Consider the following 17,928-nt stretch of genomic DNA (forward strand, 5'->3'; position numbering starts at 1 on the left):
TCGTTCAAGTTAGAGAGGTCGTTGTGACCTCTCTGTCTAAGCACGCCATGCAGCCAAATAATGTGCGCTTGTGCCAAGGTTGCGAATTGCCTGTCGATATCGTCGACTTACCCAATGGAAAAAATGCACACTGTCCTCGTTGTGGCACACAGTTGTATCGAGGCGGTAGCCCTAGCCTCTCAGGTAATTTAGCCGTCGCGATAACCTGTATCCTGCTATTTATTCCATCACACTTTTTTAACTTTATTAGTATACGACTCTTTGGTGTGATGATTCCGGCAACCCTACCTTCAGGGATGATCACATTGATGGAAGAAGGCTTTGTTCTTCTTTCACTGCTTATTCTATTTTGTAGCTCTCTAGCGCCGCTGACGGTTTGTGTTTCAGTGGTTACAGCACATATCTCGCTGCATCAACGGTGGTTTCGAGGGCTTCGTGTTTCACTGTGGCTAATTCAACATTTGAAACATTGGGTAATGCTGGATGTGTTCTTAGTTAGCATCGCCATTTCCTGCTTCAAACTCCAAGATTATTCCGACATTTTTGTAGGCCCAGGGTTAATTGGTCTGGTTCTTTTGCAGATATTTACCGTTTTGTTAGTTTCTCGAATCAGTGTGCGTCGTTACTGGGAAGCCTGGAAGCCAGAACGTCTTTATTCCTTTGAACACAAAGACGTGCATTGCCATGAGTGCCACCTGTCTCAACCTGAAGGTGACCATTGTCGGCGTTGTCACCACGAGTTATATCATCGCAAGCCCAACTCCATTCAGAAGACATGGGCTTACCTCATTGCGGCAACGATAGCGATTTTCCCAGCCAACTTGATTCCTATTTCCATCTTGCTGACCAATGGCAAACGTTTGGAAGATACTATTTTCTCAGGCGTAGCTGGGTTGGTAAAAAGCGGTATGTATGGCATCGCAGTGATCATTTTTGTGGCCAGTATTGTTGTGCCAGTTGTAAAAATACTTGGCCTTGCCTACATCATGCTTTGCATTCAATTCAAACGTTCGGTGTTTAAGAGACAACGAATGATGGTTTACTTTGTTGTTAAATGGATCGGTAAATGGTCTGTGATGGACTTGTTTGTTATTTCTATCATGATGACCTTAGTCGATCGTGGTCAGATACTTGATTTCACACCAGGATATGGCGCCGTGGCCTTTGGTGTTGTCGTGGTATTGACCATGCTTGCAGCGGAAAGTATTGATCCAAGGCTAATCTGGGACCAAACAGGCCCAACACAATCAGAAAAAGAGTCAATGAATGAGTGATCAGAACAGTTCTCAAACGTCATACGTACCAGATGTAAAGCGGAGCAAAGGCATATCTCCTCTTTGGCTTTTGCCAATTTTGACCATGGTCTTAGCTGGCTGGCTTGTGGTGAAGTCGATACACGATGCCGGACAACGGGTGCAAATCTATTTTTCTGACGCTGCTGGCTTGGTCGCCGGGCGAACCACTATCCGTTACCAAGGGCTAGAAGTCGGTATGGTGAGAGACATTAACCTCACTGAAGATCTCGGCAGTATTTATGTTGATGCCGATATCTACCCTGAAGCGGCAAAATTGCTGAACGATAAAACTCGCTTTTGGCTGGTAAAACCAACAGCAAGCCTAACGGGAGTTTCTGGGCTCGATGCGCTCGTGTCGGGTAATTACATCTCGATTCAACCTGGAGATGGTCAAGAGTTTGAAACAACGTTCCATGCGTTAGACTCTGCACCAACAGATTTGCGCGTTTCACAAGGTTTGAACATTAAACTCAAAAGCCGCGATTTAGGTGGTGTGTCGATTGGATCTCAAATTGTATATAAGAAAATTCCAATCGGTGAAGTCTACAGCTACCAGCTGGATGAAGACGCAAAATCTATCACGATTCAAGCCAACATCCAGGATCAATACCGACATATCATTAACAACCGCAGTCGGTTCTGGAACGTAAGTGGAATCGGTGCCAGCATCGGTTTTGAAGGCGTCGATGTAAGGCTAGAAAGCATGAGTGCTCTACTCGGAGGCGCGATCGCCGTCGATTCTCCGGATGACGGTGAGCCTGTAGAAGAGAATACTGAATTCCGTCTGTATAAAGATTTGAAAACTGCAGGTCGAGGTATCGCTGTTAAAATCGTCCTCCCTGATGACAGTAAAATCAGTGGCGAAGGCGCACCCATTATGTATCGCGGAATCGAGATTGGCCAAGTTACAGACTTAAACCTATCCGAAGGGCGAGAAGTGATATTAGCGTCAGCGGCAATTCAACCAGCTTTCAGTGACATGCTGACGACAGGTACCCGATTCGTCTTAGAAGAAGCAAAAGTGTCTCTCTCTGGTGTTGAAAACATTGCCAATCTCGTGAGAGGAAACTTCTTAACCATCGTGCCAGGTGCTGGTGATCGCTCTCGCCGCTTTACTGCCATTCGTAAAAACGTTTTTAACCAACAGCAAGAAAAGTCCATCGCTATTCGTTTAGTGTCTGACAACTCGTTTGGCCTAGATAGCGGTGCCAACGTACTTTACAAAGGCATCGTTGTCGGTTCAATTATCAACGTAGGCTTAGTTGAAGAAGGTAAAAAATCACAACATGAAGTATTTATGGACGTATTGATTGATCATGAATACAAACACCTGATCAAATCAAACAACCGTTTTTATGTAACCGGAAGTGCCTCTGCAGAGTTAACGGAATCGGGCCTCAGCGTTACCGTTCCTCCGGCAAAACAGTTGTTAACTGGGTCCATTAGCTTTGTAAGCGAAGGCAAGCAAGATATTCAAAAAGAGTATCAACTGTTCCAAAACGAATCATTGGCAGAACTAGCACAGTACAACCAAAGTGGCTCTAGAGCACTCACACTGTTTGCTTCTGAATTGCCGCCGATTTCCAAAGGCAGCCCTCTACTCTATCGTAATCTTCCTGTTGGTAACGTCTCCGATTTCCAATTGGTTGATGGCGGTGTGTTAATTAAAGCAACCATTGAAAACCGTTTTGCTTACCTCGTAACGCCGAAAACCGTCTTTTGGAACCGTTCAGGGCTCGAGATAGATGCATCGTTAGCTGGCGTGAGTGTGAAAGCTCACCCTTTAAAATCATTAATCGAAGGTGGCATCGCTTTTGACTCTGTTCCTGGCGTTGAAAACAAAATTGGAGACAACTGGAAGTTATATACGGATCAAAAAACCGCACGCAAATTTGGACGCGTTATTGCGTTAGAAACAGACGGCTCACAAGAAATTGCCAAAGGAATGCCGATAGAGTATCAAGGCGTCAAAGTTGGTGAAGTCACACTGGTTGTACCGAATTTTCGTCGCAATATGGTTGAAATCACCGCAAGAATCCTACCTGAATACGTAGAAAACATTGCGGTTGAAGGCTCACATTTTTGGCTAACTGAGCCAGAGATTGGCTTAGGGGGCGTGAAAAACCTTGGCGCATTGGTGTCGAAATCCATCAGTGTTGAGCCAGGTAAAGGTAAAGCTAAATTTGATTTTCAATTGGAAAACGGTTCAGAACGTGTTCAGGGCATGATGTTTACTTTACAAAGTGAACAACGAGGCTCAGTACAAGTCGGAACGCCTATTCTTTACCGCCAGATGGAAGTCGGCCAAGTCACCGACGTGAGCCTAGGAGAATTTGCCGATCGCGTCGTCACGACCATCAAGATACAGCCTGAATATGCTTACCTCGTTCGTCAAAACAGTGTGTTTTGGAATGTTTCAGGAGTAGATGTCTCCATCGGAATTACTGGTGCGAACATCAAAGCGGGCACATTTGATAGTTTAGTTCGCGGAGGAATTGCGTTTTCAACGCCAGAGCAATCGACTATTCCACCAGCGGCAAAAAGTGGGCAATCTTTCTTTTTATATCCACAAGCTGAAGAAGGTTGGACTCAATGGAGTACAGCGATTCCTAAGCCGTAGAATAAAGCTCAATTCACATACAATTGAAGTTTGATCACTTTAAAAGAGCAGCAATCGCTGCTCTTTTTTATTGCTCGGCCCTTGTCACTATTCGTTTCTGCTTCGCTTTCGTATATTATTTGCCACAAATTCTGCAAAAGAGATCCCACATTGCATCCTAATGTTTACATCCCAGACGCGTTTCTGGAAAAAATCCAAACTATCCTCCCAGCCCATCTCAACATGGAAGACTTTATCGCATCGTGCCAAAAGCCACTGCGCAAAAGTATTCGTATTAATACGTTGAAGAGCAGCGTTGAAGCGTTTCTAGAACGTGCAGACGCAAAAGGCTGGAAGCTTTCCCCTGTGCCTTGGTGTGACACAGGGTTTTGGATTGAATCGGACGAGTCAGTTGTACCATTAGGCAACACTGCAGAGCACATGTCAGGCTTATTCTACATTCAAGAAGCCAGTTCAATGATGCCAGTATCTGCGCTGTTTATGAATGACGAATCGTACGATGCCGTGTTAGATACAGCAGCTGCACCAGGATCAAAGACCACTCAAATCGCGGCTTTAATGAACAATGAAGGCGTTCTCGTGGCTAATGAATACGCCGCAAGTCGTGTAAAAGTGCTGCATGCCAACGTGGAACGTTGTGGTGTACGTAACGCCGCACTAAGTAACTTCGATGGGCGCGTTTTTGGCGGTTGGCTACCAGAACAATTTGATGCGGTTCTGCTCGACGCGCCCTGCTCCGGCGAAGGCACCGTTCGCAAAGACGAAGATGCAATGAAAAACTGGACGCAAGCTTCCGTGCTCGACATCGCTGACACACAGAAAGATCTTATTGAAAGCGCCTTTCATGCACTAAAGCCCGGTGGTGTGATGGTTTACTCAACGTGCACACTCAGTACCGAAGAAAACCAACAAGTTTGTCATCACTTGAAAGAAACCTTTGGTGATGCCGTTGAGTTTGAAAGCCTTGAGACCTTGTTTGAAAACGCAAATGCTGCTCTAACTGAAGAAGGTTTTTTGCATATCTTTCCACAGGTCTACGACTGCGAAGGGTTCTTTGTTGCAAGAATTCGTAAACTGGCTGCTGTTGAACCACCAAAGGTCAAAAAGCGCATGGGCAAGTTCCCGTTTACCAAAGCATCGAAAAAAGAATCGGTTGAAATTGCCCAACAGCTGCAAAGTGCGTTAGGTATTGAACTTCCGAATGACAGTTCTGTATGGCTTCGCGATAAAGATGTCTGGTTGTTCCCTAATTCTTTAGAGCCAATGATCGGCGAATTACGCTTCTCCCGTATGGGTATAAAGATCGCGGAAGCCCATAAAAATGGCTACCGTTGGCAGCATCAGGTGGCAACGGCATTAGCGACGGGCTCTGAGGCAAACGCCATCGAGCTAACCATTGAAGAAGCGCGCGAATGGTACATGGGACGTGATGTTCGCCCACAAACGATTCCTGAGGGAATGAAAACAGGTAAAGGCGAAGTGCTTGTCACCTATCAAGGCGCAGTCATTGGCCTTGGAAAGTGGGTAAGCAACAGAATAAAGAATGGTCTTCCTCGCGAATTAGTACGAGATAAGAACTTATTTTAAAGAAGTAACGAATCATAAATAAATGAAAAGCCATCGTATTTGCGATGGCTTTTTAATTCGTAAGTATGAAAGCAACTGGGCTCGCTAGCGATCCGGATACGCTGTACTAAACTAGTTGTATCAAAGTAATGCTTTGATATGGCATTTCTCTCTATGTTCACCAACAAAATTATTGTTGGAAAAAGTTTAGCGCAGGCTCTGCGGAGCCGTTTCCCCTAGGCCCAAAAAAAGGAAAAGTTTGGGCCGTTTTTTTGGCTGCAGATCCGCTATACGTGAGTTTGGGCTACGCCAGGCGAATACCGTCTTTCTCGATAACAATCTTGCCCTGCTTGTACAATCCACCAATGGTCTTTTTGTAAGTACCTTTACTTGTACGGAAAGCATCAAAAATCGCTTCAGGAGAAGACTTATCGTTCAAAGGTAAAAAGCCGCCTTTCTTCTCTAACAGATCAAGAATCTTGCTAGAAAGATCGTCCATTTTTGCCACGCCGACTTTTTGTAACGCGAGATCGATTTTGCCATCTTCACGAATTTGCTTAATAAAGCCTTTCAGTTTCTTACCGATGTAAAGCTTACCAAACACATCTGATGGGAAAATCATGCCCCAATGCTTTCCGTTAACAATCGCTTTGTAGCCAAGTTGACTGCGCTCTGCGATGATCAAATCAACTTGTTCGTTAACTTCATAATTCGCCGGAGTTTTGTCTAACCATTTGTTGAACTTAGTCGTACCAACAATGCGGCCTGACGCTTTGTCAGTATAAACATAGACAAGAATAGTTTGTCCCGCAGAGAAGCGAGTGCGTTGCTCACTAAAAGGAATAAGTAAATCCTTCTCTTTGATGCCCCAATTTACAAAAGCACCTGTCGCGTTGACGCCCTCAATCTTCATTAAGCCCCATTCACCCACTTGGGCAATAGGTCTTTCAATGGTCGCAGCAAGCTGGCTTTCTGAATCGAAGTACAAAAATACGTCTACATGATCACCAATTTCAGTACCCTCTGGTACATACTTATTAGGCAGTAGAACAGAACCGTAATCATCACCATCCAGAAATACGCCAAAATCAGCCTTTTTAATGACTTCTAAGCTGTTAATTTGACCAATTTTAATCATTGATTTTGTCTCTTTTTAAATTTACGCGGAATTATACCTAAACTAACAAGAAAATCAGAGAGAAAAGCATAGTGCTCTGTTATGCTGTTGTCGTTCAGCTATATGCCCCAGTCACTCTTTTAGCACTTTTATGCTTACCTGCTCAACAGTACGCATAAGTTAAGAATGCTTTAACAAAGTCAGGAGCTTTCTTTGGTCACCGTCGATAAACAAGACTCAATAACATTAAAAATCAGTCATGCACTCGCAAAGAGCAAAAGTGTCGACCTAGATATTTACTTTTTTATACCTGGTGAGCTTGGTTTAAACGCCGATATCATCAGTGAATCCGAATTTTATTACACTTCAATCACACAGCAACGTTCTTATTACAGTACTGAAATCCTTCTACCGCTAGTACACAGTCGACTTGCCAAACGTGGACGCCTGTCGAATCAACAATACCGAGTAAGTTTGAGTTTGTTCGCGTACCAATACGTTATCGCGCTAGACAAAGCGGTAGCAAGTTTAAACAAGCATCAGAACAACTCCGTAACGGAAGATGAAGTAGACGAAGTTATCGAGCTCACGCTTGAGATCTTAAAGCGCTTGCGACGTTCTATTCCTTATGAAGAGAACTTAAAACGGTACTACGTTAACATCGATAACTACCTGTCTTGGTATACCGAGCAGAAGTTTTTATCTCTAGTGGCTCATCTCCTGCGTGAAGGCGATTATGGCACGATTAAGAAACGCTTGATCACGCTCTGTGAAAAAGAGCAAGCCCATCGAAAACTCAACAAGTACAACTCTCCAAGAGTCGTTGAAGACGTTACTCGCCTATCTAACAAAATGCGCTTGCTAAGACGCTTGATTGAACACCCTATCGTGCTTCGTGAAGAAACCATATCAATGGGTAATAACATCAAGCGTGCTATCAAAGGTATTGCTACTGGCTTGGTGATGGTTGTCGTGACCTCAACCGTGATTCTCGCTCGCGATTATCTTGGGGAAATTTCCGCGTCCTTCATTATCGCGATGTCATTTATTTATGCTCTACGAGAAATCTTTAAAGATGATTTGCGCGATGCAATGTGGCGATGGATCCGTAAAGGTAAGCCAAAGTGGCGTAAGAAGTATGTTGATCCAACAACGAAAAAAGTGGTCGGCAGAAAATTAGAGTGGCTCGATTATCGTACGTTAAGTAGCTTGCCAGATAAGATTCAAAGAATACGTAAGAAGCGCGTCGTGCAGCGCGAAGAGCAGATACTTCATTATCACGAGAAAACCGAAATGGCGACCTCTCTATTCTTGAGTGGTTATGAGCAAACAAGAGAAACACTGAACATCAGTTTGCGCCCTATCATCCGCTTGATGGATAAAAGCTCAAACCGAGTTTACCGTTTAAATGAAGGGCAAGTGACCAAAGAGTCGGTAGAGAAACGTCATTTGCTCAATGTGATTGTCAAAGAAGACAACCACACCGATGAGCCTGTTTATTACCGTTGGAAAGTGGTCTTAAACCGCTCCAAAATCGTCTCGATTGAGCAGATTGAACTCAATTAAAGCGATATTTTTTAAAAACAGCAAACCACTAAGCAGCCTCTTTTCTTTGTTGAGCTGCTTTTTTTATCGAAAGAGTCAACGAGAATTCAGCCATAGGTTCGTCACCATGTAAGCTAGGACACAACGCGACGATTTTTACATCGCGATTCACTCGTTCACCCGTTGCCAACGTATGATCGAGCATCTCATCAATGACATGACCATCGTTACACACAAAGTGTACATCCGCTTCCGGACGTTTTAAAAACTCGGCTTTGACGCCTTTAAATGCTAAAGAGATCGCTTCTCCTTTTTCTTGCGCCTTGCTCATAGCAAGAAAACCACCAGCTACATCCGCCCCAACAGCTAAAGCGCCGAAATACATGCTATTCAAATGGTTCTTTGTTCTTCTTCGCAAAGGAATTCGAACCTCAACGTGCTCGCTATCTATCGCAATGATCTTAGGATGACAAAGCCAAATCAGAGGCACTTTAGAAAAGCCGAATAGATTTAGATACAAATTTGCACGACGTACAGCTGATAACATTTTGGTCTCCTTACCAATCTAGTCAGACCAGTTAATCAACGAAAGAAATAGATGTCAAAGAAATGTTAACAAAAGCTCGATCTCACGAGTTATTTACCCACCAATTTAGTGACATTGTCACACAGATAAACATGAGGTTTGCCGCTGTTATCTTGATTACCTAACGGTGAGATAGATGAAATGGTTATAAATTCAAATGTATATATATTGATTTAATGATCAAGTTTTGTCATTTATACATAAGTCATTTAAATGAATACCTACACCTTTGTATACAATTCGGTATTTCCTGGCGAAGATTCCCGTGAAACGGTTTATTCCTGCCTGTAATTCCGTTATCTTTACCCCTTCGCAATAGAGAATAAAGCTATAACATGCCTATAAAAACAGATGAATTGAGAACCCAACCTTTGGGTCCAATGCCTACCCCAGCAGAGCTAGGTAGTGTACATCCTATTACGGATGACGTTGCAGACCGTATCGCTCAATCTCGTCGTCAGATTGAAAACATTTTATCGGGTGAAGACGATCGCCTTCTTGCGATTGTAGGTCCGTGTTCTGTTCACGACACTGAAGCTGCCATTGATTACGCCACTCGCCTGAGTGAAATCCAAGACAAGTACAAAGACGAACTGTTTATCGTGATGCGTACTTACTTTGAAAAGCCTCGTACAGTAGTTGGTTGGAAAGGTTTAATTACCGACCCTAACCTAGATGGCTCTTACGCGCTTGAAGCTGGTCTCCATAAAGCACGTAAACTACTACTGGATATCAACAAGCTTGGTCTTGCGACTGCTACTGAGTTTCTTGATATGATTACGGGTCAATACATAGCGGATTTGATCACGTGGGGCGCGATCGGTGCTCGTACAACAGAATCGCAAATTCACCGTGAAATGGCATCGGCGCTGTCTTGCCCAGTTGGTTTCAAAAATGGCACAAATGGCAACGTAAAAATTGCAATTGATGCAATTCGCGCATCGAAAGCCTCGCATTACTTCTACTCTCCAGATAAGAATGGCCGCATGACGGTTTATCGTACAAGTGGTAACCCATATGGTCATATTATTTTACGCGGCGGAGAGAAAGGCCCGAACTTTGATGAAGCGTCAGTAAAACAAGCGTGTGATGCTCTAGCCGAGTTTGGCTTGCCACAACGTTTGGTTGTGGATTTCAGCCACGCAAACTGTCAGAAGCAGCACAGAAAACAAATCGACGTTGCTCAAGACATTTGTAACCAAATTAAGTCAGGCAGTACTCGTATTGCGGGTATCATGGCTGAAAGCTTTATTCTTGAAGGCAATCAGCCAATGACTGACATCAACAACCTAACGTATGGTCAATCTATTACAGACCCATGCCTAGGCTGGGAAGATACTGCTACAATGCTAGATATGCTGGCAAACGCCGTTAAATCCCGAAAGTCCCTATAACAAAATAATCAAGGAATCTTCATGCCATCGTTTGATATTGTTTCTGAAATCGATACGGTTGAACTACGTAACGCCGTTGATAATGCTAACCGTGAATTGTCTACTCGTTTCGATTTCCGCAACGTTAATGCGAGCTTTGAGCTAGTAGAAGAAAACGTAAAAATGTCTGCGGAAGGTGACTTCCAACTTAAGCAAATGCGCGATATTTTACGTGGCCACTTGGCAAAGCGTAATATTGATGCAAACGCAATGGATGCACAGGACCCAGATGTAACTGGTAAGAACTGGCACCAAACTCTGCTTTTCCGCCAAGGTATCGATACACCAACAGCCAAAAAAGTAGTGAAACTTATCAAAGACGCAAAGTTAAAAGTACAAGCCTCTATTCAAGGCGACAAGGTACGTGTTACCGGTAAGAAACGTGATGACCTGCAAGCGACAATGGCAGCGATTCGTGAAGCAGAGATGGGCATACCATTCCAGTTTAACAACTTCCGTGATTAATCTGTCTGAGAAGTAACTTAGTTTAAAAACGCCAGCGCATAGTTCGCTGGCGTTTTTGTTGGCCTTTTAATCGAGAAGCCAAGTGCCCACTTTTTAACGTGGTTATATCACCAAGTCCTGCCCTTGCAGCAATAAGAACTCGCTCGTCCCTTTAGGGATAAACACGCAAACTCGAAGCTTTTCAGATTTAGCCTTGGTCAACATATCAGAGAGTTCAGCTGCGCTGGAGAAAGCTTCTCGCTCTGCATCTCTTCGTATTAGCTCTAACACGTTCGCTTCGCATCGAGTTGAGTAAAGTGCTAGCTCGGCTTGTTGCATGTAGCGCACAGCCTTAATTGGCAACATCTCAACGTCTTTCCCTACCTGTATCCAAGTACAACTTCCTTTTTCATCCAAAGGTGTTGCCATGGTCGCTTGGTAAATCGTTTCTAACTCTCTATTATCCCGCGCGTTTTCAACCTCAGGATTCGAGAAGAATTGCTCCCAAAACTTACGACGTAAATCGACGCTAGGTAGTGCTTCTTTAATCGAATTACGCTTTGAGTTAGCAAAGTCCGCCATCAACCCCATGTTTTGTGGAAGTATCGATTCAAGCTTTTCACGGATGTTTCGAATTAAAACTGGTGAGGCACCGCCACTAGAAATAGCAATTTGTATGCGGCCACGATTGATCATAGAGGGCGTAATGAAGTCACAATAAGGCTTATCATCAACAACGTTCACTAGGATGCCTAATTCTTTCGCATCTTTATACACTTGGTGATTTAGCTCAGGATTATCTGTCGTGGCCCACACTTGAACAAAGCTTTTAGTGACAATGTCACTTGAATAGAAACGTTGCACCCAGCGCACTTGATGCTCTGCAGCAAGCTTAGACAGAAAGTCGACCAACGTTGGAGAAACGATAGTGACATCCGCCCCTGCCTTTAGCAACGCTTCCACCTTTCTGCTTGCCACTTCACCGCCGCCCACGACAAGAACGGGTTTATTGATTAAATCTAAGAACAGAGGAAAATATCGCATTTCAATCCATGATTACTCTAATTAGCTGTTGCAGACCATGCTACCAAAAATGGGGCAAGCTCATCACCCTGTTTCGGTATCACAAATAATTTTTGTTCGAATTTTTACTGAACTTCACCAAGCTCAGCTAATGACAGTTTTAATAACAACTTTTTATTCTCTTGTATTGTTCACTCTTCTATTGATTGTTCTGATGCACCAAATTGTCCATGATTTGCACTATTTACAAACAATTAACATTTCGTCATTCTAAATCTCAAGGCGCTTTGTAAGTTCTCTCAAAACTTCATTTAAATTATATATTTGAGAATTAACAGATCCTTTCCTACGCTTATAACTGGTTGATCTATCGAATACCGTTTCTTCGAAAATCAATCACGTAGGACGATAACTCTAACGAATTGGACACGTTATTTCAGGTCACTCCTGATTAAACATGGATCATACAGGAAGGATACAAATGGCAAATAAACTCACAGTTCTTGCTTCCGTCGTAGCGGCTTCTACTGCGATGATGGCAACATCAGCTCAAGCAGCAGACACTACTCTGGACAAAGTCACAAAACAAGGTTTTCTTACTTGTGGCGTAAGTACCGGTCTACCTGGTTTCTCTAACCCTAACTCAAAAGGTGAATGGGAAGGTATCGACGTAGAATATTGCCAAGCACTGGCTGCAGCCGTTCTTGGGGATAAAACGAAAGTTAAATATGTACCCCTAACCGCGAAAGAACGTTTCACTGCGCTTCAATCAGGTGAGATTGATGTGCTTTCTCGTAACACCACCTGGACACTGCATCGTGATACTGCACTTGGCCTCAACTTCGTAGGGGTAAACTACTACGATGGTCAAGGCTTCATGGTGAAGAAAGATCTTGGCATCTCAAGCGCAAAAGAGCTTGATGGTGCATCAGTTTGCGTACAGTCCGGTACAACAACTGAGCTGAACCTTGCTGACTACTTCCGTAATAGCGGTATGTCATATAAGCCAGTCGTATTTGATACAGCAGCCCAAACGTCAAAAGGTTTCGATGCAGGACGTTGTGATGTGTTAACGACTGACCAATCTGGTCTTTATGCATTGCGCCTGAACCTGAAAGATCCCTCTTCTGCAGCCGTTCTTCCGGAAATCATTTCTAAAGAACCACTAGGTCCCGTCGTTCGTCAAGGTGATGACCAATGGTTCAACATTGCGAAGTGGACATTATCAGCAATGATTAACGCCGAAGAGTATGGTATTAGTTCGAAAAATGCGGATGAAATGCTGAAATCGAAAGATCCAAACATCAAACGTATTCTTGGTGTTGACGGTCCGAAAGGCAAAGGTTTGGGTATTCGTGATGATTGGGGCTACCAAGTTATCAAGCAAGTCGGTAACTATGGTGAAAGCTTCGAACGCACAGTCGGTACTGGTTCGCCGTTAGAAATTTCTCGTGGCGTTAATGCGCTATGGAATGCAGGCGGCTTTATGTACGCGCCACCAATCCGATAGAACAAGTTAATCAGGGCGGTTCATGCCGCCCTTTTTCTTGATTTTATCCATCTGTATGAGTAAGGACCGCTCATTGAATGGTAAGAAGTATTCGCTTAGGTAGGCTATTTCAACTCGAATATCGCCGTTTAACTCTGGTGAAAACATGCTTCGACCAGCAAGGACGTGACTATTTATACAGGCAGATATCTATAACTAAGGTTTGAGGTTATCGCTGTATGAAACCGACAAAAGATGCATCGCCAAGTACGATGTCCAAACCGAGCGGAAGCAAGAGCTTGATTTATAATCCCGCCTTTCGTTCTGCTATTTTCCAGATCATTGCCATAGCTGCACTGGTATTTTTCTTTTACACGATTATAAATAACGCACTGAACAACTTAGATGCTCGTGGGATCGCTACGGGTTTCGGTTTTTTAAATCAAGAAGCCGGGTTTGGTATTGGGTTAACATTAATTGAATACGATGAAACGTACTCTTACGGTAGAACATTTATCATCGGCCTTCTTAATACGGCGTTAGTCTCCGTATTAGGTATTATTCTGGCTACCGTGATTGGTTTTACAATGGGGGTCGCTCGCCTTTCTTCTAACTGGTTAGTAAGTCGCTTGGCTGCTGTTTATATCGAAACGTTCCGAAATATCCCACTTCTTCTACAAATATTTTTCTGGTATTTCGCTGTTCTTCAAGCATTACCCTCACCTCGTCAAAGCTTGAGCCTTGGCGAAGCCATCTTCTTGAATGTTCGTGGTTTATATTTTCCAGCACCAGAAATGGAGCCAGGCAGTGGCTTTGTTATTGCTGCATTAATCTTCGGGGTGATCGCCAGCTTGCTGATCAATGTATGGGCGAATAACAAGCAACGCCTAACTGGACAACAAACGCCAATGGGAAGAATAGCTTTAGGCTTAGTCGTTGGCCTTCCGCTGATTGTCTACTTCCTTGCTGGTATGCCAATTTCACTAAATTATCCTGAACTGAAAGGGTTTAACTTCCAAGGTGGTATTAGCATTATTCCTGAACTTGCTGCACTACTTTTGGCACTGAGCGTTTATACCGCCTCCTTCATTGCCGAAATTGTACGTTCTGGTATTAATGCGGTTAGCCATGGTCAAACGGAAGCGGCGATGTCGCTGGGCTTACCACGCGCGAAAACTTTAAAGCTTGTTGTCATTCCGCAAGCGTTACGAATTATTATTCCACCTTTAACCAGTCAATATCTCAACCTCACCAAAAACTCATCGTTAGCGATGGCGATTGGTTACCCAGACCTTGTCTCTGTCTTTGCTGGTACTACCCTGAACCAAACTGGGCAAGCGATTGAGATCATTGCGATGACGATGGGCGTGTACTTAACCTTAAGTTTGATTACGTCTGCATTAATGAACTTGTATAACCGTAAAGTCGCGCTGGTGGAGAGATAATATGAGTACTCATCAATTTCAACCGGATCTCCCGCCACCAGCCAATACCGTCGGCTTCGTTGGTTGGATGCGGAAAAACCTATTTAATGGACCTGTCAACTCCATTGTTACCGTAATTCTTGCTTATCTTGTCTTTAGTGCAGTTTGGCATATCGTTGATTGGGCGTTTATCAACGCAGACTGGATTGGTTCGACGCGTGACGACTGCAGCCGAGAAGGTGCTTGCTGGGTATTTATCAGCGTGCGCTGGGAGCAGTTCATGTACGGTTTCTATCCTGAGTCTGAACTGTGGCGCCCTCGCCTTTTCTATATCACATTGGCTATATTTACTGTGTTGCTAGCGTATGAAAAGACACCGAAACGGATTTGGATTTGGCTTTTCTTCGTAAACATCTATCCATTCATTATCGCTGGGCTGTTATATGGTGGGATATTTGGGCTAGAAGTGGTCGATACACACAAATGGGGCGGATTACTCGTTACGCTCATCATTGCGCTAGTTGGTATTGTCGTTTCATTACCTATTGGTGTGGTACTCGCGCTCGGTAGACGTTCGGAAATGCCCATCATTCGCAGTATTTGTACCGTCTATATTGAAGTTTGGCGTGGTGTGCCACTGATTACCGTTCTGTTCATGGCTTCCGTTATGCTGCCTTTGTTTATGTCCGAAGGGTCCGAGACAGACAAACTTATTCGCGCTCTTATTGGTGTAGTGATGTTTGCCTCGGCTTACATGGCCGAAGTAGTACGGGGGGGCTTACAAGCGATTCCAAAAGGCCAATATGAGGCTGCCGACGCACTTGGGTTAAGTTACTGGAAAAAAACAGGGCTTATTATCTTGCCACAGGCGCTGAAGATTACGATCCCTTCTATCGTGAACACGTTTATCGGATTGTTTAAAGACACCAGTTTGGTTCTTATCATTGGTATGTTTGACGTACTAGGTATAGGACAAGCAGCAAACACCGACCCTGACTGGCTAGGCTTTGCTACTGAAAGTTATGTATTTGTCGCGTTAGTGTTTTGGGTATTTTGTTTTGGCATGTCGCGTTATTCGATATGGCTTGAAAACAAACTTCATACCGGTCACAAACGATAACTCATCAAGCTCAAGGACGTATTATGACGCAACAACAAGACTATATGATCCAATTGAAGGACATGAATAAATGGTATGGTGAGTTTCACGTACTAAAGAATATTAACCTCGATGTTAAGCGCGGGGAAAAGATCGTAATCTGTGGCCCATCAGGGTCAGGAAAATCAACGATGATTCGCTGTATTAACCGCCTCGAAGAGCACCAAGCTGGCAGTATTTATGTTTCCGGTACGGAATTAACTGAAGATTTGAAAAATATTGAAGCTGTGCGCCGTGAAGTGGGCATGTGCTTTCAGCACTTTAATCTCTTCCCTCATTTAACCGTACTGGAAAACTGTACGCTCGCGCCTATTTGGGTGAAGAAGATGCCTAAAGATGAGGCAGAAGCGGTCGCGATGAAATATCTGGAACGCGTTAAAATTCCGGACCAAGCAGAGAAATATCCTGGCCAGTTGTCTGGTGGTCAGCAACAACGCGTGGCGATTGCTCGCTCTTTGTGTATGAACCCTAAAGTCATGCTTTTTGATGAACCAACATCAGCACTTGATCCGGAGATGGTTCGCGAAGTGTTGGATGTAATGGTCGAGCTCGCCGAGGAAGGCATGACCATGCTCTGTGTGACACATGAAATGGGGTTTGCGAAAGAGGTTGCCGATCGCGTGATATTTATGGACGCAGGAGAGATCATCGAAGAGAACAACCCTGTTGATTTCTTTGAAAACCCTCAATCAGATCGAACTCAAAATTTCCTAGCGCAAATCTTACATCACTAAGATCTTTTGCAATTCGCATAATAAAAGCACTGATTTCAATGAAGTCAGTGCTTTTTGTTAGTAAATTCAAAATTCTGTGTGACAATCACTGTGACTTTGCTCTGCAGTAATATTGTGTTACAAGTTGTCAAATACATAACATCTTATTTCTATTATTATTTTATCTAAGTTACGCATGGTTAGGGCTTGATTTTTTGAACTTTCAGCCCCATAAATGTACCAATAGTAAACTCCCTTACTGAGGATAATTATGAACAGTCCAATGTTTACTCGTTCAACAAGTGTTCCCAACACACTTGAAACTAACAAAGTACTGAAAAACACTTACTTCCTACTGTCGATGACACTGATGACCAGTGCGATCGCAGCAGTAGCAACAATGGCAATGCAAATTTCACCAATCATGGCGATCGTGATGCAAATTGCAGCGATTGGTATTTTGTTCTTTGTCATGCCAAAAGCAATCAACTCATCATCTGGTATCGTTTGGACATTTGTTTTCACAACTCTAATGGGTGGTGCTTTAGGTCCAATGCTTAACTACTACGCATCGATTCCAAACGGTCCAACGATCATTGCTCAAGCTCTAGGGTTGACTGGCATGGTGTTTCTAGGCCTATCGGCTTACACCATTTCGAGCAAGAAAGATTTCTCTTTCATGCGTAACTTCCTGATGGCAGGTTTGATCATTGTTATCGTGGCGATGCTGATTAACATTTTCGTTGGTTCAACAATGGCCCAACTAGTAATAAGCAGCGTCTCTGCACTAGTGTTCTCTGGTTTCATCTTGTTTGATACAAGCCGTATCGTTCGCGGCGAAGAAACTAACTACATTAGTGCGACAATTTCGATGTACCTAAACATCCTTAACTTGTTCACTAGCCTACTAAGCATTCTAGGTATTATGAACGACGATTAATCGTTCAACACAAGATGAATTTAAAAAGCCCGAAGGTATTTTCCTTCGGGCTTTTTCTTTGTCAGTGATTAAGTACATTACGCCTGTTCGACTGCTAACTCGATAACTTCATCAGCCTCAGGGTTTTCTCTAAAACGTCTCACTTTAATCGTATCTTCACCCAACATGATTTGCTTGGCGATTCGATGCATACCATCAAAAACGCGGTAATCATTGGTTAAAATTACGGGATACGACAAATCGGCATTGTTGATGCGTTGGCAATGCTTCGCGATCTCACGACAGGTTGGCTGTGGTCCATCATCACTAAACCAGGTCACTTCATTAGGGCCTTTGATATCATCAATAGCAATTTCTTCTACAGGTAGGGACTCCGCGAGCTCCCAAATACGCTCAATAGACCAAATGGATTTTACGTTGTCATTTATTTCAATGTAACGTTGTTTCGACATGACTAACTCCTTGTCATCGTTATTGTTTACAACCAGAATGTAGGTTGCTTATCACCCAAGAGAATATCGGTCTATAAGAACAAACACAACGTCGTAAGCTATTCATTCACCGATAAAATTCC

General features: G+C 43.6%; 15 protein-coding genes. 11 read left to right on the forward strand and 4 right to left on the reverse strand.

Annotated elements, in window-relative coordinates; genetic code table 11:
• The first annotated feature begins 23 nt into the window (after positions 1-23).
• From L3V32_RS05210 to rsmF, 3 genes are all read left to right on the forward strand, one after another.
• A complete protein-coding gene (locus L3V32_RS05210) occupies positions 24-1,274 on the forward strand; it encodes a paraquat-inducible protein A (protein WP_006743266.1) in 1,251 nt (416 codons plus the stop codon).
• Positions 1,267-3,915, forward strand: a complete 2,649-nt coding sequence (locus L3V32_RS05215) for a PqiB family protein (RefSeq protein WP_237283929.1) — start codon at positions 1,267-1,269, stop codon at positions 3,913-3,915. Before L3V32_RS05210 ends, L3V32_RS05215 begins: the two co-directional genes overlap by 8 nt.
• A gap of 150 nt (positions 3,916-4,065) precedes the next feature.
• Entirely contained in the window at positions 4,066-5,502 is a 1,437-nt protein-coding gene (gene rsmF / locus L3V32_RS05220) for a 16S rRNA (cytosine(1407)-C(5))-methyltransferase RsmF (protein WP_237283930.1), read from the forward strand.
• 283 nt (positions 5,503-5,785) lie between these two features.
• On the opposite strand, the gene L3V32_RS05225 is transcribed toward rsmF, so the two are convergent.
• A complete protein-coding gene (locus L3V32_RS05225) occupies positions 5,786-6,619 on the reverse strand; it encodes a S1 RNA-binding domain-containing protein (RefSeq protein WP_005396561.1) in 834 nt (277 codons plus the stop codon).
• A 192-nt stretch (positions 6,620-6,811) separates the two neighbouring features.
• Between L3V32_RS05225 and L3V32_RS05230 the strand changes: the two genes are divergently transcribed.
• Positions 6,812-8,164, forward strand: coding sequence for a hypothetical protein (locus L3V32_RS05230; protein WP_237283931.1), 1,353 nt, complete (start codon positions 6,812-6,814; stop codon positions 8,162-8,164).
• Between the two features lie 28 nt (positions 8,165-8,192).
• On the opposite strand, the gene L3V32_RS05235 is transcribed toward L3V32_RS05230, so the two are convergent.
• On the reverse strand, positions 8,193-8,690 hold the full coding sequence (locus tag L3V32_RS05235; RefSeq protein WP_005396564.1) for a DUF4442 domain-containing protein: 498 nt from the start codon (positions 8,688-8,690) through the stop codon (positions 8,193-8,195).
• Positions 8,691-9,064: 374 nt separating this feature from the next.
• Here L3V32_RS05235 and L3V32_RS05240 point away from each other — a divergent pair, with 374 nt between their 5' ends.
• Both L3V32_RS05240 and L3V32_RS05245 read left to right on the forward strand, forming a co-directional pair.
• The gene (locus L3V32_RS05240; protein WP_006743262.1) at positions 9,065-10,123 is read left to right on the forward strand and encodes a 3-deoxy-7-phosphoheptulonate synthase; all 1,059 of its coding nucleotides are present in this window, start codon (positions 9,065-9,067) and stop codon (positions 10,121-10,123) included.
• A gap of 21 nt (positions 10,124-10,144) precedes the next feature.
• Positions 10,145-10,627: a YajQ family cyclic di-GMP-binding protein gene (locus tag L3V32_RS05245; RefSeq protein WP_005377415.1), complete on the forward strand. Its 483-nt coding sequence runs from the start codon at positions 10,145-10,147 to the stop codon at positions 10,625-10,627.
• 102 nt (positions 10,628-10,729) lie between these two features.
• Here L3V32_RS05245 and L3V32_RS05250 read toward each other — a convergent pair whose 3' ends face one another.
• Complete coding sequence (locus L3V32_RS05250) at positions 10,730-11,650, reverse strand: bifunctional precorrin-2 dehydrogenase/sirohydrochlorin ferrochelatase (RefSeq protein WP_006743261.1); 921 nt, start codon at positions 11,648-11,650, stop codon at positions 10,730-10,732.
• Positions 11,651-12,110: 460 nt separating this feature from the next.
• Between L3V32_RS05250 and L3V32_RS05255 the strand changes: the two genes are divergently transcribed.
• From L3V32_RS05255 to L3V32_RS05275, 5 genes are all read left to right on the forward strand, one after another.
• Complete coding sequence (locus L3V32_RS05255) at positions 12,111-13,139, forward strand: amino acid ABC transporter substrate-binding protein (RefSeq protein WP_005396567.1); 1,029 nt, start codon at positions 12,111-12,113, stop codon at positions 13,137-13,139.
• Between the two features lie 218 nt (positions 13,140-13,357).
• Positions 13,358-14,563: an amino acid ABC transporter permease gene (locus L3V32_RS05260; protein WP_006743259.1), complete on the forward strand. Its 1,206-nt coding sequence runs from the start codon at positions 13,358-13,360 to the stop codon at positions 14,561-14,563.
• Position 14,564: 1 nt separating this feature from the next.
• Positions 14,565-15,662: an amino acid ABC transporter permease gene (locus L3V32_RS05265; RefSeq protein WP_046876208.1), complete on the forward strand. Its 1,098-nt coding sequence runs from the start codon at positions 14,565-14,567 to the stop codon at positions 15,660-15,662.
• 23 nt (positions 15,663-15,685) lie between these two features.
• Entirely contained in the window at positions 15,686-16,435 is a 750-nt protein-coding gene (locus L3V32_RS05270) for an amino acid ABC transporter ATP-binding protein (protein WP_005377400.1), read from the forward strand.
• Between the two features lie 250 nt (positions 16,436-16,685).
• Positions 16,686-17,354: a Bax inhibitor-1/YccA family protein gene (locus L3V32_RS05275; RefSeq protein ID WP_046876207.1), complete on the forward strand. Its 669-nt coding sequence runs from the start codon at positions 16,686-16,688 to the stop codon at positions 17,352-17,354.
• A 77-nt stretch (positions 17,355-17,431) separates the two neighbouring features.
• On the opposite strand, the gene L3V32_RS05280 is transcribed toward L3V32_RS05275, so the two are convergent.
• Positions 17,432-17,806 (reverse strand): hypothetical protein, encoded by a 375-nt coding sequence (locus tag L3V32_RS05280; protein WP_005396572.1) that lies wholly within the window; start codon positions 17,804-17,806, stop codon positions 17,432-17,434.
• Positions 17,807-17,928: the final 122 nt, after the last annotated feature.

Origin of the sequence: Vibrio sp. J2-4 (genome assembly GCF_021728155.1) — a bacterium.
Classification (GTDB): Bacteria; Pseudomonadota; Gammaproteobacteria; order Enterobacterales; family Vibrionaceae; genus Vibrio; species Vibrio diabolicus.

Coding starts and splice junctions, on each gene's coding strand:
- L3V32_RS05215 (WP_237283929.1), top strand. CDS start 1,267: ATGAGTGATCAGAACAGTTCTCAAACGTCATACGTACCAGATGTAAAG.
- L3V32_RS05225 (WP_005396561.1), bottom strand. CDS start 6,619: ATGATTAAAATTGGTCAAATTAACAGCTTAGAAGTCATTAAAAAGGCT.
- L3V32_RS05235 (WP_005396564.1), bottom strand. CDS start 8,690: ATGTTATCAGCTGTACGTCGTGCAAATTTGTATCTAAATCTATTCGGC.
- L3V32_RS05240 (WP_006743262.1), top strand. CDS start 9,065: ATGCCTATAAAAACAGATGAATTGAGAACCCAACCTTTGGGTCCAATG.
- L3V32_RS05245 (WP_005377415.1), top strand. CDS start 10,145: ATGCCATCGTTTGATATTGTTTCTGAAATCGATACGGTTGAACTACGT.
- L3V32_RS05250 (WP_006743261.1), bottom strand. CDS start 11,650: ATGCGATATTTTCCTCTGTTCTTAGATTTAATCAATAAACCCGTTCTT.
- L3V32_RS05255 (WP_005396567.1), top strand. CDS start 12,111: ATGGCAAATAAACTCACAGTTCTTGCTTCCGTCGTAGCGGCTTCTACT.
- L3V32_RS05260 (WP_006743259.1), top strand. CDS start 13,358: ATGAAACCGACAAAAGATGCATCGCCAAGTACGATGTCCAAACCGAGC.
- L3V32_RS05265 (WP_046876208.1), top strand. CDS start 14,565: ATGAGTACTCATCAATTTCAACCGGATCTCCCGCCACCAGCCAATACC.
- L3V32_RS05270 (WP_005377400.1), top strand. CDS start 15,686: ATGACGCAACAACAAGACTATATGATCCAATTGAAGGACATGAATAAA.
- L3V32_RS05275 (WP_046876207.1), top strand. CDS start 16,686: ATGAACAGTCCAATGTTTACTCGTTCAACAAGTGTTCCCAACACACTT.
- L3V32_RS05280 (WP_005396572.1), bottom strand. CDS start 17,806: ATGTCGAAACAACGTTACATTGAAATAAATGACAACGTAAAATCCATT.